The organism is Rhizobacter fulvus (assembly GCF_964020785.1).
Genome location: NZ_OZ224516.1, coordinates 3,863,880 through 3,884,278, shown reverse-complemented (window position 1 = coordinate 3,884,278; position 20,399 = coordinate 3,863,880). Strand labels below are relative to the sequence as shown.

Annotated in this window: 20 protein-coding genes; 12 read left to right on the top strand and 8 right to left on the bottom strand. The window is 67.8% G+C overall.

Going from position 1 to position 20,399, the window contains the following annotated elements:
* Position 1 precedes the first annotated feature (1 nt).
* Complete coding sequence (locus ACWH49_RS18450) at positions 2-895, bottom strand: hypothetical protein (RefSeq protein ID WP_448172789.1); 894 nt, start codon at positions 893-895, stop codon at positions 2-4.
* Positions 895-1,152 (bottom strand): ribbon-helix-helix domain-containing protein, encoded by a 258-nt coding sequence (locus ACWH49_RS18445; RefSeq protein ID WP_448172788.1) that lies wholly within the window; start codon positions 1,150-1,152, stop codon positions 895-897. The genes ACWH49_RS18450 and ACWH49_RS18445 overlap by 1 nt, the downstream gene beginning before the upstream one ends.
* Before the next feature lie 5 nt (positions 1,153-1,157).
* Between ACWH49_RS18445 and ACWH49_RS18440 the strand changes: the two genes are divergently transcribed.
* The 3 genes from ACWH49_RS18440 (at position 1,158) to ACWH49_RS18430 (ending at position 3,724) form a co-directional block, all read left to right on the top strand.
* Positions 1,158-1,610, top strand: coding sequence for a very short patch repair endonuclease (locus tag ACWH49_RS18440; RefSeq protein ID WP_448172787.1), 453 nt, complete (start codon positions 1,158-1,160; stop codon positions 1,608-1,610).
* A gap of 408 nt (positions 1,611-2,018) precedes the next feature.
* Positions 2,019-3,104 (top strand): DUF262 domain-containing protein, encoded by a 1,086-nt coding sequence (locus ACWH49_RS18435; RefSeq protein ID WP_448172786.1) that lies wholly within the window; start codon positions 2,019-2,021, stop codon positions 3,102-3,104.
* Positions 3,105-3,106: 2 nt separating this feature from the next.
* Positions 3,107-3,724 (top strand): MAE_28990/MAE_18760 family HEPN-like nuclease, encoded by a 618-nt coding sequence (locus tag ACWH49_RS18430; RefSeq protein ID WP_448172785.1) that lies wholly within the window; start codon positions 3,107-3,109, stop codon positions 3,722-3,724.
* Between the two features lie 176 nt (positions 3,725-3,900).
* Here ACWH49_RS18430 and ACWH49_RS18425 read toward each other — a convergent pair whose 3' ends face one another.
* Complete coding sequence (locus tag ACWH49_RS18425; RefSeq protein ID WP_448172784.1) at positions 3,901-4,845, bottom strand: bifunctional enoyl-CoA hydratase/phosphate acetyltransferase; 945 nt, start codon at positions 4,843-4,845, stop codon at positions 3,901-3,903.
* A 5-nt stretch (positions 4,846-4,850) separates the two neighbouring features.
* Positions 4,851-6,659 carry a sulfoacetaldehyde acetyltransferase gene (gene xsc / locus ACWH49_RS18420; protein WP_448172783.1) on the bottom strand — a complete coding sequence of 603 codons (1,809 nt, stop codon included), beginning with the start codon at positions 6,657-6,659 and terminating at the stop codon, positions 4,851-4,853.
* A gap of 156 nt (positions 6,660-6,815) precedes the next feature.
* Between xsc and ACWH49_RS18415 the strand changes: the two genes are divergently transcribed.
* The 3 genes from ACWH49_RS18415 to ACWH49_RS18405 are packed head-to-tail and all read left to right on the top strand — an operon-like array spanning position 6,816 to position 10,308.
* Complete coding sequence (locus ACWH49_RS18415) at positions 6,816-7,610, top strand: IclR family transcriptional regulator (RefSeq protein ID WP_448172782.1); 795 nt, start codon at positions 6,816-6,818, stop codon at positions 7,608-7,610.
* A 5-nt stretch (positions 7,611-7,615) separates the two neighbouring features.
* Positions 7,616-8,596 (top strand): AAA family ATPase, encoded by a 981-nt coding sequence (locus ACWH49_RS18410; protein ID WP_448172781.1) that lies wholly within the window; start codon positions 7,616-7,618, stop codon positions 8,594-8,596.
* Positions 8,593-10,308: a cobaltochelatase CobT-related protein gene (locus ACWH49_RS18405; RefSeq protein ID WP_448172780.1), complete on the top strand. Its 1,716-nt coding sequence runs from the start codon at positions 8,593-8,595 to the stop codon at positions 10,306-10,308. The genes ACWH49_RS18410 and ACWH49_RS18405 overlap by 4 nt, the downstream gene beginning before the upstream one ends.
* Positions 10,309-10,339: 31 nt before the next feature.
* Here the strand turns inward: ACWH49_RS18405 and ACWH49_RS18400 are convergent, their stop codons facing one another.
* Complete coding sequence (locus ACWH49_RS18400; RefSeq protein ID WP_448172779.1) at positions 10,340-11,380, bottom strand: pirin family protein; 1,041 nt, start codon at positions 11,378-11,380, stop codon at positions 10,340-10,342.
* A 107-nt stretch (positions 11,381-11,487) separates the two neighbouring features.
* Here ACWH49_RS18400 and ACWH49_RS18395 point away from each other — a divergent pair, with 107 nt between their 5' ends.
* Complete coding sequence (locus tag ACWH49_RS18395) at positions 11,488-12,135, top strand: RraA family protein (protein ID WP_448172778.1); 648 nt, start codon at positions 11,488-11,490, stop codon at positions 12,133-12,135.
* A gap of 41 nt (positions 12,136-12,176) precedes the next feature.
* Here ACWH49_RS18395 and ACWH49_RS18390 read toward each other — a convergent pair whose 3' ends face one another.
* Positions 12,177-12,632 carry a GAF domain-containing protein gene (locus tag ACWH49_RS18390; RefSeq protein WP_448172777.1) on the bottom strand — a complete coding sequence of 152 codons (456 nt, stop codon included), beginning with the start codon at positions 12,630-12,632 and terminating at the stop codon, positions 12,177-12,179.
* Positions 12,633-12,794: 162 nt separating this feature from the next.
* Here ACWH49_RS18390 and ACWH49_RS18385 point away from each other — a divergent pair, with 162 nt between their 5' ends.
* From ACWH49_RS18385 to ACWH49_RS18365, 5 genes are all read left to right on the top strand, one after another.
* A complete protein-coding gene (locus tag ACWH49_RS18385) occupies positions 12,795-13,595 on the top strand; it encodes an IclR family transcriptional regulator (protein WP_448172776.1) in 801 nt (266 codons plus the stop codon).
* Positions 13,592-14,581 carry a tripartite tricarboxylate transporter substrate binding protein gene (locus tag ACWH49_RS18380; protein WP_448172775.1) on the top strand — a complete coding sequence of 330 codons (990 nt, stop codon included), beginning with the start codon at positions 13,592-13,594 and terminating at the stop codon, positions 14,579-14,581. Before ACWH49_RS18385 ends, ACWH49_RS18380 begins: the two co-directional genes overlap by 4 nt.
* 10 nt (positions 14,582-14,591) lie before the next feature.
* On the top strand, positions 14,592-16,010 hold the full coding sequence (gene sauS, locus ACWH49_RS18375; RefSeq protein WP_448172774.1) for an acylating sulfoacetaldehyde dehydrogenase: 1,419 nt from the start codon (positions 14,592-14,594) through the stop codon (positions 16,008-16,010).
* On the top strand, positions 16,007-17,509 hold the full coding sequence (locus ACWH49_RS18370) for an AMP-binding protein (protein WP_448172773.1): 1,503 nt from the start codon (positions 16,007-16,009) through the stop codon (positions 17,507-17,509). Before sauS ends, ACWH49_RS18370 begins: the two co-directional genes overlap by 4 nt.
* 121 nt (positions 17,510-17,630) lie before the next feature.
* Positions 17,631-18,203 carry a hypothetical protein gene (locus ACWH49_RS18365; protein WP_448172772.1) on the top strand — a complete coding sequence of 191 codons (573 nt, stop codon included), beginning with the start codon at positions 17,631-17,633 and terminating at the stop codon, positions 18,201-18,203.
* A gap of 18 nt (positions 18,204-18,221) precedes the next feature.
* On the opposite strand, the gene ACWH49_RS18360 is transcribed toward ACWH49_RS18365, so the two are convergent.
* Entirely contained in the window at positions 18,222-19,886 is a 1,665-nt protein-coding gene (locus ACWH49_RS18360) for an acyl-CoA synthetase (RefSeq protein ID WP_448172771.1), read from the bottom strand.
* Positions 19,883-20,377: an N-acetyltransferase family protein gene (locus ACWH49_RS18355; protein ID WP_448172770.1), complete on the bottom strand. Its 495-nt coding sequence runs from the start codon at positions 20,375-20,377 to the stop codon at positions 19,883-19,885. Before ACWH49_RS18355 ends, ACWH49_RS18360 begins: the two co-directional genes overlap by 4 nt.
* Positions 20,378-20,399: the final 22 nt, after the last annotated feature.

The following is a 20,399-nucleotide window of genomic DNA, read 5'->3' as shown; positions in this document are numbered from 1 at the left end:
CTTAGATCCTCGCGAAACGAGTTCCGTACAGCTGGGACAGCCGCCGAACGAACCGTCCGTAGTCGAAATCGGAAGTAGGTTCGGGTGCGGGCGGAGAGTCGACCGGCAGTGTCATCGGACTCCCGTCATTACGACAGAAGACCACCAATGCGCCCACGGCGTCGAAGCCGTCGTCACCCACCTTTGATCGGAACTGCAGTTTGCTCAAACCTTCGAGGACAAGCGTCGCCACGTTAGGCTTGTGAATCGATACGCGCGGAGCCGTCGTTTCGAGCGGAAACTCGTTCTTGTCCGGAGAAACGAACGTGTCGGACGCGTTGATGAGAACGACACCCGCCGCGATGGCTTCGTTATTGTCGCCGTGGATCGTCTGATGCGAGCTGGTTAGCTCGTCGTGCAATCGAGGACGGGCCTTTTGATGCGCTGTCATGGCCGCCTTGGCTTCCGTCGCGACGAGGACCGACGACACACCCGATAGCGCGAGCGTTGGCAACGCGTCCAGCTCCAGCCGTTCTGCCGCGTTCAATTCAATTCCGTACACACCAGCGAGCTCGGCGAAATCTGAGGCCTTCTTGGCTCCGCCTTTCGAACCACCCGAGGACGCGATCGGGGCGGGTATGCAGACAACAAGATCAAGGTTCTTCTTTTTCTTATTTCTGAAGTCGTGCATCTCATGGTTGATGCCAAGCCCAATCCGCCCGATCCGAGCGTGTTCTCTGAGCAATGCGCAATGCCGCATAAAGTCGAAAACCAACGTCCAGCAGGCGATCTTCGAGTGCCGATCGCTGCGCGAGTGGTACTGCCAGGAATTGCCGTGCGCGAATTTGCTTGTGCCGGTCCCAAATGTCGGCTTGCTCAATGTCCGAACCAGAATCCCGGGCCCGAGCATTTCCACTACGCTTCGCCTTCCAGGAAGGTGTCGATTCCTTGCCGAACGACCTCACTTATCGTGACGCCACGAGTGGCCGCCAGGACCTTAAGCTTATGTCGTTGATCTTTGGAGATCAGCACGGAAATCCGCACCGTGTCGTCACTCTGCTCGTCGTAAACGGGCACATCAGATTTGGCGCGCTTGCGCAAAGCCGACTTCGCGGCCGATCCGGAAGGATTGCGTACATGCATATGTGCATACAGTTTAACCGTAGGATTCATCTCCGATGACAGACACGCTCGACCGCAAAGCCCGAAGCGAGCTGATGTCCCGGGTGCGGCAAAAGCACACCGAGCCTGAAATGGCTGTTCGCCGATCGCTGCACGCCGAGGGGTTGCGCTATGTCCTTCACCCCGCCGACCTACCCGGAAAACCGGATCTGCTCTTCCCCAAATACGGCGCGGCCGTGTTCGTGCACGGTTGCTTCTGGCACGGGCACGATTGCCGGGCGGGGCGGACCCCGTCGACCAACTCGGCATTCTGGCAGTTGAAGATCGATCGGAACCGTGAACGCGATGCTCGAAAGACCGGGGAGTTGGAAGCTCGCGGCTGGCGCGTGTTTACCGTCTGGGAGTGCGAAACGAAGCGATGTGATTTCGACCGACGCATGTCTCTGATTGCCTCGTCCATCAAGACCACGGTCGATCCGATACGGAAGGGCCCGAAACGCAGTCGTTGAGCAGTCCGCCTTGCGCCGGCTCAGTCACATAACCCAATGTCGACGAGCCCGATACGACAGGCGTGTCGCTACGGAGTTGCCCGCGGCGAACTCAGCGTGACCCCGACCTATGGCTTGCGGTCTACCGGCCTCGTCGGACGACGCAAAGAACACTCGTCGGTCGGTTCGGATTCGTCCGGAACGGAATGACACAGAACAGTTACGGGCCTGCAGAGACTGCACCGGCCCTGAGTCCCCCAAAAAACGGCGCTGCCCATGCGCGAGTGACCGCCGGAGGCCTTGGATGGCCCCTAACCTGCCAGATGTCGAGATTTCAGTCTCGTCCATTAGCATCACCCGTGAGACTCAACAACTACCGCCGGACTAAACAGTTCGCGGAGAATGTCTCCCATATGGAGGAAAAGAGATATGGCCATCAAGAAGACACTTCCGGCAACCGAGGAGCAAAAGGCAAACGCTGAAGCGCAGGTTCGCGAACAGAAGCAGCAAGTGGACTACCAGACCAAGGACTTCACGATCGAAGTCATGGTGCAGAAGTTCTTGGAAGGCGAGGAAGATGATGAGAACGAAATCTATATTCCTGCCTACCAGCGCGCGTTCGTCTGGTCCGATGAACGAAAGAGCAAATTTGTCGAGTCAGTGCTGCTTGAACTGCCGATCCCATATCTGTTCATTGCATCACTGCCTAAGAGCATTGAAGAGGACGAAGGTCGTGCGGAGGTCGTGGATGGCTCTCAGCGCCTGCGAACACTCGCCGCGTTCTTGAACAACGAACTGCGTCTGGAGGGCTTGCAGAGACTCCCTAAGCTCAACGGCTTCACTTTCTCTGATTTGGAGATGTCGCGCCAACGAAAGCTCAAGCGCCAAGGCATTCGTGTAATAGAACTGTCAGACAAGGCAAACGAACAGATCCGCAGGGACATTTTCGAACGCATCAACACTGGCAGCGACGAGCTTCGCGACATGGAGAAGCGGAAAGGAATTTATGAGGGTCCGTTCTATGACTTCATTCGGGAGTGCGCCGCCCAAGAAGAGTTCAAGCGCGTTTGTCCAATCTCTCACGTTAAGCAGCGCCGAGAAGAGGCTGAGGAGCTGGTCCTGCGCTACTTCACCTACTGCGAAAGATATCGTCTGTTTAAGCATGACGTTCAGAAGTTCCTCGACCAGTTCCTAAAAGAACATCAGAACCAGTTTCCCCGAGCGCAGATGCAGGCGGAGTTCGACCGCATGGTTAAGTTTGCCAAAGCGGCCCTTCCTTCCGGATTCCGCAAAGGGCCAAAATCTTCATCTGTCCCACGTGTCCGATTCGAGGCATTGGCGTGCGGCATAACGCTTGCGCTGCGCGAAGAGCCAGATCTTGAACCGGATCGAAAATATATTCGTGAGTGGCTCGAATCCCCCGAGTTCAGGGAGCATGTAGTTTCGGACGCGAGCAACTCGGGACCTCGCCTTCGTGGGCGCATTGAATTCGTGCGCGACAAACTGCTCGCTTAGCTATGGGCACCGCCGACACTGAGTTCAAGCGCCGCAATACGGAAATCGTTGAGTTCCTTGCGCACTTGCAGACTATTGAAATTCAAACCGGACTTCCGCCGTCGCTTCTGAATACGATGAAGGCGTCAGCAGTTTTGATGCTCTACAACCAAGTCGAATCAACGATGACGAACATTCTCCAAGAGGTGTTCGATCACTTTGAGGCGCACGCAGTTGATTTTGATGATCTCAACGACAAGATGAAGAGCGTCGTTTTGAGCTACGCCAAGAGTCACAAGCCATCCACGTTGGTAGGAGCGATGTCTAGCTTAACAAAGACCCTTGTTGTCGCCAGCTTCGACCGGACGACCTTGTTCTCGGGCAATGTCGACGCTCGGAGGATCCGGGATACGCTGGCGGACTATGGCGTGATTTTTGGGGCCAAGAAGTACTCGGGGGACGCTTTACTTCGCATAAAGGCTGAGCGCAACAACCTCGCCCATGGAAACGTGTCGTTTGCCGACAGTGGGAAGACGTTTAGCATGAAAGACATCCAAGACCTTCATGAAAAGACCAGTAAGGTTCTGGCTAACGCGCTAACCGACTTCTCTCTGTTCATATCGAATAGAAACTACGCGTAGACCCGGGGCGACAGCTCGTCGGGACGAGGATAGTTCGCCTCTTCGAGAATTTGAAGTTTGACCCAGTGCCGCTTCTGAAAGGTACCGGAATCGAGCCGGCAAGTCCGGATGGCGTAAATGGTGTTGCGCGGAACGTTATCTCCTCGCATACGGCCTAGCCAATTGCGACCAATCAATCAACGCCGCCCCGCCAACACCGCCAACGCCACCGACGCAATCCGCGACTGCAGCGAATCCGCCCGCGAGGTCAGCACCACCGGCACCGTCGCCCCCAGCACCAGCCCGGCGCAATCCCCGCCGCCGATGTAGTTGAAGCTCTTGTAGAGCATGTTGCCGGCGTTCAGGTCGGGCATCAGCAGCAGGTCGGCGTCGCCGGGCACCGGCGAGTCGATCTTCTTGATGCGCGCCGCCTCGGCCGAGATCGCGTTGTCGAAGCCGAACGGGCCGTCGACGATCGCGCCCGGCCAGGTGCCCTCCTGCCCCAGCTTGACAAGCGCCTGCGCATCGAGCGTGGCCGGGATCGCGGGGTTCACCGTCTCCACGGCCGCGACGATGCCGACCTTCGGGTGCGCGATGCCCAGCGTCTGCAGCAGGCCGATCGCGTTGGTCAGGATGTCGCGCTTGGCGGGCAGGTGCGGCGCGATGTTGACGACGCAGTCGGCCAGCGCCAGCAGCTTGGGGTAGCGCGGCAGGTCGAACAGGAAGACGTGGCTGATGCGCGTGTGGCCGCGCAGGCCGGTGCCCTTGTGAACGATCGCGGCCATCAGCTCGTCGGTGTGCAGCGAGCCCTTCATCAGCGCGTGCACCTCGCCGCTGCGCGCGAGCGCGGTGGCGCGCAGCGCGGCCTCGGCCGGCGCGTCGGGCGTCTCGATCAGCTCGAAGCGCCGCAGGTCGACCTGCGCCGCCTCGGCGGCCTGCGCGATGAGCGCGCGCGGGCCGATCAGCACCGGCGTCGCGATGCCGGCGTCGAGGACGCGCGCCGCCGCGTCGAGCGCCAGCGCATCGCCTGGCCAGACGATGCCGATGCGCGATGTCGCGCCGCCGGCCGCGGCCTGCGCACGCGCGCGGTCGACGAGCGCCGCGAGCCGTGCGTGCGTGAACACCAAGGCGGGCTCGCCCATCGCGCTTAGACGTAGTCCTTGTACTTCTCGAGGAAGCGCACCGGCTTGGCCAGCGCATCGCGGCGGAACGGGTCGCCCAGCTCGCGGGTGCACATGATCTCGATCACGGTGGTCTTGCCTTCCTTCATCTGCGCGTCGATGGCCTTCTTGAGCGCCGGGCCCACGTCCTCGAGCTTGTCGACGACCACGCCCTCGGCGCCCATCGCGATCGCGATGCCGGCGAAGCTGGTGTTGTCGAGCTCGCCCGCGACGAAGCGGCGGTTGTAGAAGTCGACCTGGTTCTTCTTCTCCGCGCCCCACTGGCGGTTGTGGAACACGATCGAGGTGACCGGGATGTTGTGGCGCACGCAGGTCATCAGCTCGCTCATGCTCATGCCCCAGGCGCCGTCACCGGCGTACGAGATCGCGGGCCGGTCCATCGCCGCGCACTTGGCGCCGATGATGGTGGGCAGTGCGTAGCCGCAGTTGCCGAAGCTCATCGGCGCGAAGAACGAGCGCGGCTCCTCGAAGCGCAGGTAGCTGTTGGCCACCGAGTTGATGTTGCCGATGTCGGTCGAGACCATCGCGCGCGGCGGCATCGCCTTCTCGAGCTCGCGCAGCACCTGGCGCGGGTGCAGCCAGTTACCCGGCTCCTTGGCCTGCTCCTCGATCATGTCCAGGCTGAACGCGTCGCGCTCGTGGGTCCACTCGTCGAGTTCCTTCTCCCACGCGGCCTTCTCGCTCTTGATCGTCTCGGCGCGGGCGGCCTTGGTGGCGTCGCAGGCCAGCGTCTTGCCTTCGAGGCGCGCGGTGATCGCCTTCGCGGCGGCCTTGGCGTCGCCGTGGATGCCGACGGTGATCTTCTTCACCAGCCCGAGGTTGGTGTGGTCGGCCTCGACCTGGATGATCTTCGCGTCCTTCGGCCAGTAGTCCATGCCGTGCTGCGGCAGCGTGCCGAACGGGCCCATGCGCGAGCCGAGCGCGATCACCACGTCGGCCTGCGCGATCAGCTTCATCGCGGCCTTGCTGCCCTGGTAGCCGAGCGGGCCCGCCCACAGCGGGTGGCTGGCCGGGAACGCGTCGTTGCGCAGGTAGCCGGTGACGACCGGCGCGCCCAGGCGCTCAGCCAGCGCCTTGCATTCGGCGACCGCATCGCCCATCACCACGCCGCCGCCCGCCAGCACGACCGGGAACTTGGCGTTCGCGAGCAGCTCGGCCGCGGCGTTCAGGCTGTTCTCGCCGCCGGCGCCACGCTCCACGCGCATCGGCTTCGGGATCTCGACCGTGATCTCGCCGTAGAAGTAGTCGCGCGGGATGTTCAGCTGCGTCGGGCCCATCTCGCTGATCGCGCGGTCGAAGCAGCGCGCGGTGTACTCGGCCATGCGCTTCGGGTTGTTGACGTGGCCCTGGTACTTGGTGAACTCCTGGAACATCGGCAGCTGGTTGGCCTCCTGGAAGCCGCCCAGGCCCATGCCCATCGTGCCGGTCTCGGGCGTGATGATCACGACCGGGCTGTGGGCCCAGTAGGCGGCCGCGATCGCGGTCACGCAGTTGCTGATGCCGGGGCCGTTCTGGCCGATCACGACACCGTGGCGGCCGCTGACGCGGGCGTAGCCGTCGGCCATGTGGCCGGCGCCCTGCTCGTGCACGACCGGGATCAGGCGGATGCCGGCCGGAGCGAAGATGTCCATCGCGTCCATGAACGCGGAGCCCATGATGCCGAACATGTCGGTCACGCCGTTGGCGACCATCGTCTCGACGAAGGCCTCGGACGGGGTCATCTTCTGCACGCCCTGGACGGCAGTGCGGGCGGCGGGGGTGGGTTGCTTGCTCATGGTTGTCTCCGGTCGGGGTCTGAACGATCCGGAACGCTCTGTTCCGGAAATTGAAACTGGAGCGGACTATAGATGCGGCGTTCCGGCGCGTCAACGAATTTTATAAATCGAGACGCTGTGTACTATTTTCCGGAACGTGACTATCATCCCGCCACAATGAATGCCGTCCACGCCCTGCGCCCCGAACCCGCCGAACTGGGCGGCGACACGCCGACGATGCGCCTGATCGCGCTGCTCGAGGTGATCGCCGCGAAGGACCAGCGCTACTCGCTTCAGGGGCTGGTCGAGGAGACCGGCCTGCCCAAGCCGACGCTGCACCGCATGCTGCAGCAGCTGGAATCCGCGGGCCTGCTGCAACGCGAGGGCGACGGCCGCCACTACGGCACCGGCACGCGGCTTCGGCGCCTGGCCGAGAACCTGCTGCTGAACGACACCCACCACGGCGCGCGCCACGTGGTGCTGCGGCACCTGGTGGAAGAAGTGGGCGAGAGCTGCAACATCACCGCGCTGTCGGGCAGCGAGGTGATCTACCTCGACCGGGTCGAGACCGCCGCGCCGCTGCGCTTCTACCTGCACCCCGGCTCGCGGGTGCCGGCGCACTGCTCGGCCAGCGGCAAGGTGCTGCTCGCGCAGATGACGGCCGCGCAGCGACAGCGCCTGCTCGCGCACGCGCCGCTCGAGAAGTACACCGCCAAGACGCTGACCGACCTCGGCAAGTTCGAGAAGGAGATCAAGCGCGTGCAGGCCGACGGCTACGCGCTCGACGACGAGGAGTTCCTGCCCGGCCTGCTGTGCCTGGCGGTGCTGGTGCCGTCGCCGGCCGGCCTGTCCAACCTGTGTGTGGCCGTGCAGGCGCCGATCATGCGGCTGACCGCCGCGAAGGCGAAGCAGCTGCTGCCGGCGTTGCAGCGTGCCGCGCTGGCGCTGAGCCGCATCGACAACAAGGTGTGAATGCGATGACTGACCTGTCCGTCCTGCGCCCTGACCGGCTCGTCTCCGCCCGCGAGGTGTTCGGCATCGACAGCGACCTGAAGGTGCCTGCGTTCGCCGAGCGCGACGAGCACGTGCCGGAGATCGACAGCGTCTACCGCTTCAACCCGGCGGTGACGCTGGCGATCCTCGCCGGCTTCACCAGGGACCGGCGCGTGATGGTGCAGGGGCTGCACGGCACGGGCAAGTCCACCCACATCGAGCAGGTGGCGGCGCGGCTGAACTGGCCGTGCGTGCGCGTGAACCTCGACGGCCACATCAGCCGCCTCGATCTGGTCGGCAAGGATGCTGTCGTGCTGCGCGACGGCCAGCAGGTCACCGAGTTCCAGGAAGGCATCGTGCCGTGGGCGCTGCAGCGGCCGGTCGCGCTGATCTTCGACGAGTACGACGCGGGCCGGCCCGACGTGATGTTCGTGATCCAGCGCATCCTGGAGCGCGACGGCCAGTTCACGCTGATGGACCAGAACAAGGTGCTGCGCCCGCACCCGTTCTTCCGCCTGTTCGCCACGGCCAACACCGTCGGCCTGGGCAACCTGAACGGGCTGTACCACGGCGCGCAGCGGCTGAACCATGCGCAGATCGACCGCTGGAACATCGTCGCGTCGCTGAACTACCTGCCGCGCGACGAGGAGGTCGCGATCGTGCAGGCGCGCGTGCCGTCGCTGGCGAACGAGGCCGGCACCGCGCTCGCGCGGCAGATGGTCGCGGTGGCCGACCTGACGCGCAAGGGCTTCGCGGCGGGCGACCTGTCGACGCTGATGTCGCCGCGCACCGTGATCACCTGGGCCGAAAACCTCGAGATCTTCGGCGACGCGGCGCTGGCGTTCCGGCTGTCGTTCGTCAACAAGTGCGATGAAGCCGAGCGACCGACGGTGGCCGAGTATTTCCAGCGCTGCTTCGATCGCGAACTCGACGAGTCGTACCAGCTCACCGGCGATCCGAAGTGAGTGAAGCCCAGCTCCGGGCGCGGCATCAGGAGCGCATCGAGGAACTCTGCGCCGCAGCGATACGCGCGCTCAGCGGCGAGCGCGATCTGCATTTCCGCGGTCGTCGGCTGCACCGCGGGCGGCGCGCGTTGCCGCTGTACGCGCCGCACCTGAACCCGTCGCTCGACACGGACGATTTCGCGTCGTTCCGCGGCGCCGCCGACGGCTTCGGGCTGCGGCTCGCTCACAGTGACGCCAAGCTGCACGCGCGGCTGTGCCCCGCCGATCCGGTCGAGCGCATGGTGTTCGAGCTGCTCGAGCAGTTCCGCTGCGAAGCGCAGGCCGATGACGCACTGCCCGGCGTGCGCCGCAACCTGCGGCACCGCTTCGAGGCCTGGTCGCTCGCGTTCCACCATGGCGGCGGGACCGACAGCGCGCGCGGCCTGCTGCTGTACACGGTCGCGCAGATGTGCCGCGCCCGCGTCACCGGCGAGCCGGTCGTCGAGGAGACCGAAGACCTGCTCGAAGCGACCCGCGCCGGCATCGGCCCGCTGATCGGCACGCCGCTCGCCGGGCTGAAGCGCGAGCGCGCGAACCAGGCCGCGTACGCCGTGCATGCGCTGGCGATCGCCCAGACGATCGCCGCGATGCTGCGCTCGGCCGATGAAGAATCGGCGCCCGACGACGAAGCGCTCGACGAGGACGCCTGGGCCGCGTTCGCGCTGCTGCTCGACAGCGGCGAGGAGATCGACGACGGCGTCGCGACCGCGGTGTCCGGCCGCAGCCTGGTGCTGGACGGCGCGGACGGCGGCTACCGCGTCTTCACGACCGCCTACGACCGCGAGGTCGCCGCCGCCACGCTGGTGCGCGCCGAGGTGCTGAAGGCGAACCGCGCGCAGCTCGACGAGCGCATCGCCGGCCTCGGCGTCAACGTGGCGCACCTCGCGCGCGATCTCAAGGCGCTGCTCGCGGTGCCCCAGCGCGACGGCTGGGACGGCGGCCAGGAGGAAGGCCACATCGACGGCCGGCGCCTCGCGCAGCTGGTCGCTTCACCCACCGAGCGCCGTCTGTTCCGCACCGAGAGCGAGGAGCCGAGGGCCGATTGCCTCGTGACGATCCTGATCGACTGCTCGGGCTCGATGAAGGAGCACATCGAATCGCTCGCGGTGCTGGTCGACGTGCTGGTGCGCGCGCTCGAGCAGGCCGGCGTCGCCAGCGAGGTGCTCGGCTTCACGACCAACGCCTGGAACGGCGGCCGCGCGAAGCGCGACTGGGTGCGCGCCGGCCGCCCCGCCCACCCGGGCCGGCTGAACGAGACCTGCCACCTGGTGATCAAGGACGCGGCGACGAGCTGGCGCCGCGCGCGTCTGGCGATGGGCGCGCTGCTGAAGGCCGACCTGTTCCGCGAAGGCATCGACGGCGAGGCCGTGACCTGGGCGCTGCGCCGCGCCGCGGCGCGCGACGAGCAGCGGCGGCTGCTGCTGGTCGTCTCCGACGGCTCGCCGATGGACAGCGCCACCAACCTCGCGAACGACGCCCACTACCTCGACCACCACCTGAAGGACGTGGTCGCGCTGCACGAGGCGCGCGACGCGGAGATCTACGGCGTCGGCGTCGGGCTCGACCTGAGCCCGTACTACAGCCGCAGCCACGTGCTCGACCTGTCGGGCTCGGTCGGCAGCGTGATCTTCCGCGAGCTGATCGCGATGATCGCGCGCGGGGCGCGGCGCTGATCCCCGCAGGCCGGTCCCCGACAACTGCGCGTCAGGCGTCCTGCGCGGGCCAGGTCTCGACCCGCCCGTCCGCATGCCGGGCGAAGCGCTCGCGTGTGGCGCCGTGGACGGGCGCGTCGTCGGGCCACGGCCAGCCGCCGAACCGGGTGCGCTGGTAGTCGGCGAAGGCCTGCTTCAGTTCCTGTTCGGTGTTCATCACGAACGGGCCGTACTGCGCCACCGGCTCGCCGATCGGCCGGCCTTGCAGCATCAGCAGTTCGCTCGTCGTCGGGCCGCTCACCAGTTCGACCTCGGCATCCGCGCGCAACTCGATCGCGGCGGCCGACTCGACCGCACGGCCGCCGAGGGTCATGCGCTCGCCCTTGAAGAAGTAGAGCTTGCGGCGCGTCCCCGCGCCGCGCGCGGCGGGCAGCGTCCAGCGCGCACCGGGCTGCATCTTGAGCGTCCAGATGGCCAGGTCCGCATCGGCCTGCGAGGCATACGAATCGGGCGGCGGCGCCAGCGGCGTCAGCGCCGCCGTCGCATCGGCATAGCGGCCGGCGATACAGCTGAGCTGCGTGCCGCCATCGGCGCCGACCGCGTGCGGAATCTGCTCCGACCAGAACATCGTGAAGTGCGGTGGCACGAACTTGCTGCGCGCCGGCAGGTTGAGCCAGATCTGGAACAGCTCGAGCGGATTGGCTGCCTCGCGATCGAGCAGCGGGAACATCTCGGCATGCACGATGCCGCGGCCGGCGGTGAGCCACTGCACATCGCCGCCGCCGAAGCGGGCCGCGGCACCCAGCGAGTCGGAATGATCGATCAGCCCCCGGCGCACGATCGTCACGGTCTCGAACCCGCGGTGCGGGTGCGACGGGAAGCCCGGCACCTGCAGGCCGTGGTACATGCGCCAGCCATCCTTGCCGGCGAAGTCCTGGCCGAGCTGCCGCCCGGCCAGCGAGGCGTCGGGGCCGAAGTGCGCGTTGCCGCGCGGGTAGGCATCGTCGTGGTACACACAGAAGAGGAACGGATCGAGCGTCTCCCACGGGAAGCCGAGGGGCGCGATCTGCAGAACGGGGTCGGGCGTCGTCATGCGCGCCATCTTCGCCGAAGCCGCAAGACCTCGCCGACGGGCCGGTCGGCACGGGCCCGTCGCACCGAGAATGTGACGCTGTTGCCCCATTCAAGAGAGGACATCCGATGACGAACCTTGCCGACCGCCTGCACGCCTGCCACAGCGCCGTGGTGCACGACGTGATGAAGGACCTGGGCCTGCCCCTGCGGGTGCTGCCGCGGACCATCGTCGGGCTGGAGCCGACGATGCGAGCCGCGGGCCCGGTGTTCACCATCCGGGGCCGGCCGGACCCGACGCTCGACAAGCACACCTCGCTGTACGAATGGGCCGGCTTGCTGTCGCGCGTGCCGTCCGGCCACGTCGTGGTGTGCCAGCCGCAGGACGACACGCGCGCGCTGTTCGGCGGGCTGTCCGCCGAAGCCCTGAAGCTCAAGGGCGTGCGCGGCTACATCGTCGACGGAGGCTGCCGCGACATCCAGGCGGTGATCGACCAGGGCTTCCCGGTCTTCGCCCGATTCGCCACGCCGATCGACATCGTCTGCGCGTGGCGTGCCGAGGCGTTCGAGCAGCCGGTGGCGATCGGCGGCCTGCAGGTCCTGCCGGACGACCACGTGCTGGCCGACCGCGACGGCGCCATTCTCATCGGCGCGGGCGAGGTGGAGGCGGTGGTGGCGGCGGCCGAACACAAGATGGCGACTGAGGGCGACATGGTGCGCGCCATCCGCGCCGGCGAGGACCCGCAGGCGGCCTACCTTCGGTACCGCGTGTTCTAGCGCCGACCCGACCCGATCGGCAGGACCGACCGTGCGTGCGGTCAGCCCGGGACCGCGAACCCGGGGGTGACGGCGGCGGCCTCGCGAAGCAGCTGGAATTCCGGATCGGTGAGCGGCTGGGCCGCGACATCGAAGTGGCACAGCGTGCCCCAGAGCTCGCCGTTCGCGACGATCGGCACGCCGTGGTAGCTGACCATCACGCCCTGGTACGGGTGGCCGTCCAGGCGCCGGTCGGCCGCGGAATCGCTGGTCTTGAAGTGCCCGTCGCGCAGCACGAACTGGCAGAAGCTGGTCTCGAACGGGACCTCGGCGAGGTAGGCCGGGCGCACCTCTCCGGCCTTGTCGTGCAACAGGATGTTCCTGAGCACGTCGCCCTCCAGGCGGTACACCGCGGAATAGCGGTGCGGCACGCCCGCGTTCAGGAACTCCAGGGCGCTGTCCGCGCCCGATGAGGCCAGGGCCGACTTGAAGGCGTCGATGCTGCGGGTCGCGGTCATGGCGCAGTGTACGTGGGTTGACTTGCTGGACACCTTTCCCTGGGGATCACTTTGCAGGGTCAGCCGCCTTGACGAGTCGGGCCGCAACACCTAAGCTGTTCCACATAAAGGCACACCGTCCCAATATTTGGAACACGGCCACACGATCAGGTCACCATCCTCTTGGACTCCACCCTCGCCAAAGGCCTCGCGGTACTCGACTGGCTCGCCCGCCAGCAACGCGACTGCCGCGCCACCGAAGTCGCGCAGGCGTTCGGCCTGGCGCGCAGCAATGCGCACCGCACGCTGCAGACGCTGGTCGAGTGCGGCTGGGCCACGCAGGACGACGCCACCAGCTCGTACCGCGCCGGCCTGCGCCTGTTCGAGCTCGGCGCGCTGGTCAGCCAGGCGACCGACATCACCGCGCTGGTTCGCCCGCAGCTGGCCGCGCTGGCACGCACGACCGGCGAGACCATCCACCTGGCCGCGCTCGACGGCACCGAGATCATCTACCTGGACAAGTTCGACAGCCCGCTGCCGGTGGCCGCGTACTCGCGCATCGGCGGGCGCGCGCCGGCGTACTGCGTCGCGTCGGGCAAGGCCCTCCTCGCCGCCGCCGAGCTCGACGCCGCGGGCCTGCGCGAGCGGCTCGGCAAGCTGGTGGCGCACACGCCGAACACGATCACCGACTTCAAGCGCCTCGACGCCGAGATGCAGCGCGTGCGCGCCGCCGGCGTCGCCGAGAACCGCGAGGAGTGGCGCCTCGGCGTCTGCGGCCTCGGCGCGGTGCTGCGCGACGCGCGGGGCGACGCGGTGGCCGCCGTCGGCATGAGCGTGCCGTCGATCCGTTTCGCGCGCGTCCAGGCGCGCCAGTTCGCTGCCGCGCTGCTCGGCTGCGCGGCCGAGGCGAGCGCGGCCCTGGGATATCGATCGAGAACCGCGCCGGCGCCCCTGCCGGCGCCCCACAAAAGGAGACCGGAATGAGCATTCTGAATCGCTGGGCCCATTCGGCCGTGATGGCCGCCCTGGTCGCCGCGGCCGCCTGCGTCGCGCCCGCCGTGCAGGCGCAGCAGCACTGGCCGGACAAGCCGATCCGCTTCGTCGTGCCCTACCCGCCCGGCGGCGGCACCGACGTGATCGCGCGCATCGTGCAGGAGCGCTTCCAGAACACGCTGGGCCAGCCGATCATCATCGAGAACCGCGGCGGTGCGGCCGGCTCGCTCGGCACCGACGTGGTCGCGAAGGCGCCGTCGGACGGCTACACCGTGCTGTTCACGCTGTCGTCGCACACGATCAACCCGTCGATCTACCCGAAGCTGCCGTTCAACACGGTGAAGGACTTCGAGCCGGTCGGCACGGTCGCGTCGCTGCCGCAGATCCTGGTCGCGAACAATCAGCTGCCGGTCAACAACGTCGCCGAACTGATCGCGCTGGCGAAGGCCAAGCCCGACAGCCTGTCGTTCGCGTCGGTTGGCAACGGCTCGCCCGGCCACCTCGCCGGCGAGCTGTTCAAGCTGCGCACCGGCACCAAGATGACCCACGTGCCCTACCGCGGCGGCGGCCCGGCCGTCACCGACGTGATGGGCGGCCAGGTGCCGCTGCTGTGGGTCTCGATCCCGGCCGCGGCGCAGTTCGTCAAGACCGGCAAGCTCAAGGCGCTGGCGGTGTCGACCGTCAAGCGCAGCGCGGCCTTCCCCGACGTGCCGACGATGCAGGAAGCCGGCGTCGCCGACTTCGAGGTCGACTCCTGGTACGCGATGTTCGTGCCGGCGAAGACGCCGAAGGCGATCATCGACAAGCTCAACGCGGCGCTGAACACCATCGTGCGCGAGCCGGACATCCGCGAGAAGCTGCTGGCCCAGGGCAGCGAGGGCGTGGGCGGCACGCCGCAGGCGCTCGGCAAGATCGTCGACGCCGAACTGGTCAAGTGGGCGAAACTGGCGAAGGACGCCAACATCCGGGCCGATTGAGTACAAGCACATGAACCGCGTTGAATCCGTCGTTTCCGACTCCCCCGTCGCCGCGCTCGTCGCGCGTGCCCGCGTCGCACAGCGCGTCTACGAGACCTGGTCGCAGGAGCAGGTGGACATGGCCGTCACCGCGGCCGGCTGGGCCATCATCGAACCCGGCCGCAACCGGGAACTCGCCGAGCTGGCCGTCGCCGACACCGGCATCGGCAACGTCGACGACAAGATCCGCAAGAACCACCGCAAGACCTTCGGCCTGCTGCGCGACCTGCAGCACGCGCGCTCGGTCGGCGTGATCGCCGAGGACGCGGCGCGCGGCATCGTCGAGATCGCGCGGCCGGTCGGCGTGGTGTGCGCGATCACGCCATCGACCAATCCGGGCGCGACGCCGGCGAACAAGATCCTCAACGCGCTGAAGGGCCGCAACGCGGTGATCGTCGCGCCCTCGCCGAAGGGCTGGAGCACGGCGGCGCGGCTGGTCGAGTTCATCCACGCGCAGCTGGATCGCGTCGGCGCGCCGCGCGACCTGGTGCAGCTGCTGCCGTCGCCGATCACCAAGCAGTCGACCGCCGAGCTGATGAAACTGTGCGACCTGGTCGTCGCGACCGGCTCGCAGGCCAACGTGCGCGCGGCGTATGCGAGCGGCACGCCGGCATTCGGCGTCGGCGCCGGCAACGTGGCGGGCATCGTCGACGAGACCGCGGATGTCGCGCTCGCGGCCGACCGCATCGTGCAATCCAAGACCTTCGACAACGCGACCAGCTGCTCGTCCGAGAACAGCCTGGTGTTGATCGACGCGGTGCGCGGCGCGACGATCGCCGCGCTCGAGGCGCGCGGCGCGGTGCTGCTCGACGCCGCGCAGAAGACCACGCTGCAGGCGCTGATGTGGCCGGAGGGCAAGCTCTCGCCGGCGGTGATCGGCCAGTCGGCCACCGAGATCGCGCGCAAGGCCGGCTGGGCCGACATCGCCGCGCGCCAGCCGCGCATCCTGATGGTCGAGGAAGACGGCATCGGCCACGACCATCCGTTCTCGGGCGAGAAGCTGAGCCCGGTGCTGGCGCTCTTCGGCGCGGCGGATTTCGACGCGGCGGCCCGCATCGTCGCGGAAATCTATGCGTTCGAGGGCGCCGGCCACTCGGTCGGCCTGCACAGCCGCGTGCCCGAACGCGCGCTGCAGCTCGGGCTGACGCTGCCGGTGTCGCGCGTGATCGTCGACCAGGCGCACTGCATCGCCACCGGCGGCAGCTTCGACAACGGGCTGCCGTTCTCGCTGTCGATGGGCTGCGGCACCTGGGGCCGCAACACCTTCTCCGACAACATGAACTACCGGCACTACCTGAACATCACGCGCATCTCGCGGCCGATCCCGGAACGAGTGCCGACCGAGCAGGACATCTTCGGCGCGTTCTTCGCGCGCCACGGCGCGCAGTGAGCGTCGACCACACCGTGCATGCGCTGATCGAGGCGCGTGCCGCGCTGGCGCCCGACGCGGTCTACGCACTGGGCCTGGCGAACGGCGCCACGCTGAGCTACGGCGAGCTCGCGCGCTCGTGCCGGCGCATCGGCGCGCTGTTGCAGGCGCACGGGCTGCGCGCGGGCGACACGGTCTCGCTGGTGATGCCGAACGGCCTGCAGACGCTGCGCGTGCTGCTCGGCGCGATGCATGCCGGGCTGACCGTGAACCCGGTCAACCTGCTGTCGCAGCCGGAGCAGATGCGCTACGTGCTCGGCCACTCGGATTGCAGGCTGGTCGTCGTGGCGCCCGAGTGGGCCGAACGGGTCCAGGCGCTGCTCGCCGGGCTCGACCGCGCGGTCGTGGTGATCGTTGCCGATCCCGACGGCGCGCAACTGCCCGGTGAAGCGGGCGAGGCGGCGCTGCCCGCCCCGGCACCCGACGCCATCGCGCTGCTGATGTACACGTCCGGCACGACCGGCGTGCCCAAGGGCGTGATGCTGACCCAGGCCAACCTGGCCGCGAACGCGCAGGCGATCAGCGCCGAGCACGGCCTGACCGCTGCGGACCGCGTGCTCGCGGTGCTGCCGCTGTACCACATCAACGCGTTCGCGGTGACGATGCTGGCGCCGCTCGCGCACGGCGGCAGCCTCGCGATGCCGCCGAAGTTCTCGGCCGCGCGCTTCTGGGAGCAGGCGGCCGGATGCACCTGGATCAACCTGGTGCCGACCATGATCTCGTACCTGCTCGAAGGCGAGACGCCGCCGCGCGCGCAGACCGAATCGATCCGCTTCTGCCGCAGCGCGTCGGCAGCGCTGCCGCCCGAGCACCACCGTGCGTTCGAGGCGAAGTTCGGCATCGGCATCATCGAGACGATGGGGCTGACCGAGACGGTCGCGCCGTCGTTCTCGAACCCGGTCGACCCGGCGCAGCGCAAGCTCGGCTCGGTCGGCCGCGCCTCGGGTTGCGAAGCCCGCATCGTCGACGCCGCGCTGCAGCCGGTGCCGGACGGCACGACCGGCGAGCTCGCGATCCGCGGCCCGAACGTGATGCGCGGCTACTACAAGAACGAGCCCGCGACCCACGCCAGCTTCACGCCCGATGGCTGGCTGCGCACCGGCGACCTCGGCCACCGCGATGCCGACGGCTTCTTCTTCGTCACCGGCCGCATCAAGGAGCTGATCATCAAGGGCGGCGAGAACATCGCGCCGCGCGAGATCGACGAAGCGTTGCTCGCGCACCCCGCCGTGCTCGACGCCGCCGCGGTCGGCATCCCCGATCCGCACTACGGGCAGGAGATCATGGCCTGCGTGGTGCTGCGTGAAGGCGCCGCCTGCAGCGAGGACGAGCTCCGTGCGTTCTGCCTCGAGCACCTGGGCCGCTACAAGACGCCGAAGCGGCTGCGCTTCGTCACCGAACTGCCGCGCGGGCCGTCGGGCAAGGTGCAGCGGCTGAAGCTGCTCGATTTGCCGGACTGACACTTCGCCGACAAGGCGCAGCGTCGCGCCGCGGGCTCCACACGCTATCGTCGGTGTCGACGGACTGGCCCGACGACATCTTGCACCCTACGACGGTAGCCGACCCCGAACGCAGCGGCTCGTGATCGGCGCCGTGCTGGTGCTGCACTTCGCGTTGCTGTGCGTGGTCGATCTGGCATCGAGAACCAGCGCGGCACGGTCCGGTGCTGTCCTCGTCGCTCCATCGCGGGTCACGCTGCGCCTGTTCGCCGAACGGCATGACACCGCGGTGGCGCCCGTCGTCGCCGCAGCGCCCGCGACGGCCCGGACGGCGGCGACATCGAGCGGTACGCCGACGTTGCCGCGCCGTCCTGCGATGCCGAGCGCGCCGACTGCGATCACCGAGCCGACCCTCGATGCCGCGTTGCACGCGGAGCTGCCCGCCAGCGCACCCGAGCCCACAGAGGGGCTGCTCGATACCGAGGCCAGCCGCCGGGCGATCCGCGCCAGTGCACGCCTGCCCTCGCTGAACCAACAGCTCGCGCGTGCGCGGGAGGAGCCCGATCGCCTCGGCGCGCAGCAGCGCCTGGTGAACGGCATGATGTCCGCCGGCAAGGGCGACTGCCTGAAGGGCGAATTCGCCGGCGCCGGCATGGGCTTGCTCAGCCTGCCGTTCCTCGGGCTCGCCGCGGTCAGCGGCAACTGCGCGAAGTGAATGGTCCCTGCACCGGCCTCAGCGCTGCGCCGCGGCCCGTGCCTCTTCCTGCAACCGCAGCAACCGCCGCTGTACCTTGCCGGTCGTCGTCATCGGCAGCGCGTCGATGAATTCGATCTCCTTCGGGTACTCGTAGGGCGCGAGTTGGCCGCGCACGTGGCGCTGCAGTTCCTCGATCAGCGCCGGCGTCCCCATGAAGCCAGAGGCGAGCACGACGAAAGCCTTGACGACCGCGCCGCGCTCGGCGTCGGGCTTGGGCACGACCGCGGCGTTCGCGACCGCGGCGTGCTTGACCAGGCAGTTCTCGATCTCGCTCGGGCCGATGCGGTAGCCGGCGGCCTTGAACACGTCGTCGCTGCGGCCGTGGTACCAGAGGAAGCCGTCGGCATCCATCACCGCCATGTCGCCGGTGCGGCACCAGCTGTCGGCCGGATCGCCGGTGAACTTGGCGCGTGTGGCGGCCTCGTTCTTCCAATAGCCGAGGAAGAAGATCGGATCGGGGTCGCCGTGGATGTCCAGGCGGTGCAGCGCCACATCGCCGGGCGTGCCGCGCGGGCACTCCTGGCCGGCGTCGTCGATCACCGCGACGCGGTGGCCAGGGTACGGCCGGCCCATGCTGCCCGGGCGCGCCGGCCACTTCGCGTGCGAGTTGCCGACGATGTAGTTCATCTCGGTCTGGCCGAACATCTCGTTGACCGGGACGCCGAGCGCGTCGCGGCACCACGCGAACACCGCGTCGCCGACGGCCTCGCCGGCGCTCATGATCGCGCGCAGCCGCAGGTCGTAGCGCTCGCGCGGCGCGGGCACCGCCTTCATCATCGCCTTCAGCGCGGTCGGGAACAGGAAGGTGTGGGTGACCCGATGACGTTCCATCAGGCCGAACGCAGTTTCGGGAGAGAAGCGGCCCTGGTAGCCGACGATCGTGCGGCCGAAGTACAGCGTCGGCAGCAGTCCGTCCATCAGGCCGCCGGTCCACGCCCAGTCGGCGGGGCTCCAGAACACGGCGTCGTCCTGCGGAAACCAGTTCTGGCTGGCGACGAAGCCGCTCAGGTTGCCGATCAGCGCCCGGTGGGGGATCAGCGCGCCCTTCGGCGGGCCGGTGGTGCCGCTGGTGTAGATCAGCACCGCGGCGTCGTCGCAGGCGGTCCTGACGGCCGCGAAGGTGGCGCGTTCCGGGTCGCACGCGGCGGTCCAGTCCAGGTCGCCCTGCCCCTGCGCACCGCCCACCGCGATCACGGTGCGCAACGCCGGGCATGCCGGCCGCGCCTCGCGCAGGTTGGCGATGCCGCTCTCGTCGACGAGCGCGATGCGCGCGTCGCTGTCGTTGAGCCGGTACTCCAGCGCCTCGGGGCCGAACAGCATCGACAGCGGCATCGCGACCGCGCCGAGCTGGTACAGGGCGATGTGCGCGACGGCCGTCTCGAAGCGCTGCGGCATCACGATCGCGACCCGGTCGCCGCGCGCGACGCCGAGGCGCTTCAACGCATTCGACAGCCGATTCGCTTCGCGTTGAAGCTGGCCGTAGGTGTGGTTCGCCTGCCGGCCATCCTCGTGCTCGTGGCGGATCGCGATCGCCTCGGGCGTGTCGCGCGCCCAGCGGGCACAGCAGACCTCGGCGATGTTGAAGGCGGCCGGGACGTGCCAGCGGAATTCGCGGTGCAGTTCGGCGTAGCGGTCGATCATGCGGTTTCGCCCATCGCCTGCAGCGCGTCGCCGGTGACGCGGCAGATGCGCCACTCGGGCATCACGGTCGCCCCCATGCCCTGGTAGAAGCGGATCGCGTTCTCGTTCCAGTCGAGCACGCTCCACTCGAAGCGGCCGTACTGGCGCTCCTTGGCGAGCCAGGCCAGACGCTTCAGCAGCGCGCGGCCGATGCCGGCGCCACGGTGCGCGGGCTTCACGTACAGGTCTTCCAGGTACAGCCCCGGCTGCGCCAGGAAGGTCGAGAAGTTGGTGAAGAACAGCGCGAACGCGACGACTTCGCCGCCCCGCTCCGCCACCAGCGCCTCGGCCGCGGGGCGCTCGCCGAACAGCTGCGGGCGCAGCTTCTCGGGCGTGACCTGCAGCAGGTGGGTCAGCTGCTCGAATTCGGCCAGGTCGCGGATCAGCTGCACGATGGCGCCGACGTCGCGAAGTTCGGCGTTGCGCAGGGTGAATGGCAGGGCTGGAGTCATCGGCGCATTCTCGCATCGGCTG

Bases quoted from the DNA above. Each gene is read 5' to 3' on its own strand.
- ACWH49_RS18380 (WP_448172775.1), top strand. From the start codon at position 13,592: ATGAGCATTCTGAATCGCTGGGCCCATTCGGCCGTGATGGCCGCCCTG.
- ACWH49_RS18440 (WP_448172787.1), top strand. From the start codon at position 1,158: ATGACAGACACGCTCGACCGCAAAGCCCGAAGCGAGCTGATGTCCCGG.
- ACWH49_RS18360 (WP_448172771.1), bottom strand. From the start codon at position 19,886: ATGATCGACCGCTACGCCGAACTGCACCGCGAATTCCGCTGGCACGTC.
- ACWH49_RS18390 (WP_448172777.1), bottom strand. From the start codon at position 12,632: ATGACCGCGACCCGCAGCATCGACGCCTTCAAGTCGGCCCTGGCCTCA.
- ACWH49_RS18415 (WP_448172782.1), top strand. From the start codon at position 6,816: ATGAATGCCGTCCACGCCCTGCGCCCCGAACCCGCCGAACTGGGCGGC.
- ACWH49_RS18425 (WP_448172784.1), bottom strand. From the start codon at position 4,845: ATGGGCGAGCCCGCCTTGGTGTTCACGCACGCACGGCTCGCGGCGCTC.
- ACWH49_RS18355 (WP_448172770.1), bottom strand. From the start codon at position 20,377: ATGACTCCAGCCCTGCCATTCACCCTGCGCAACGCCGAACTTCGCGAC.
- ACWH49_RS18410 (WP_448172781.1), top strand. From the start codon at position 7,616: ATGACTGACCTGTCCGTCCTGCGCCCTGACCGGCTCGTCTCCGCCCGC.
- ACWH49_RS18395 (WP_448172778.1), top strand. From the start codon at position 11,488: ATGACGAACCTTGCCGACCGCCTGCACGCCTGCCACAGCGCCGTGGTG.
- ACWH49_RS18400 (WP_448172779.1), bottom strand. From the start codon at position 11,380: ATGACGACGCCCGACCCCGTTCTGCAGATCGCGCCCCTCGGCTTCCCG.
- ACWH49_RS18445 (WP_448172788.1), bottom strand. From the start codon at position 1,152: ATGAATCCTACGGTTAAACTGTATGCACATATGCATGTACGCAATCCT.
- sauS (WP_448172774.1), top strand. From the start codon at position 14,592: ATGAACCGCGTTGAATCCGTCGTTTCCGACTCCCCCGTCGCCGCGCTC.
- ACWH49_RS18430 (WP_448172785.1), top strand. From the start codon at position 3,107: ATGGGCACCGCCGACACTGAGTTCAAGCGCCGCAATACGGAAATCGTT.
- ACWH49_RS18435 (WP_448172786.1), top strand. From the start codon at position 2,019: ATGGCCATCAAGAAGACACTTCCGGCAACCGAGGAGCAAAAGGCAAAC.
- xsc (WP_448172783.1), bottom strand. From the start codon at position 6,659: ATGAGCAAGCAACCCACCCCCGCCGCCCGCACTGCCGTCCAGGGCGTG.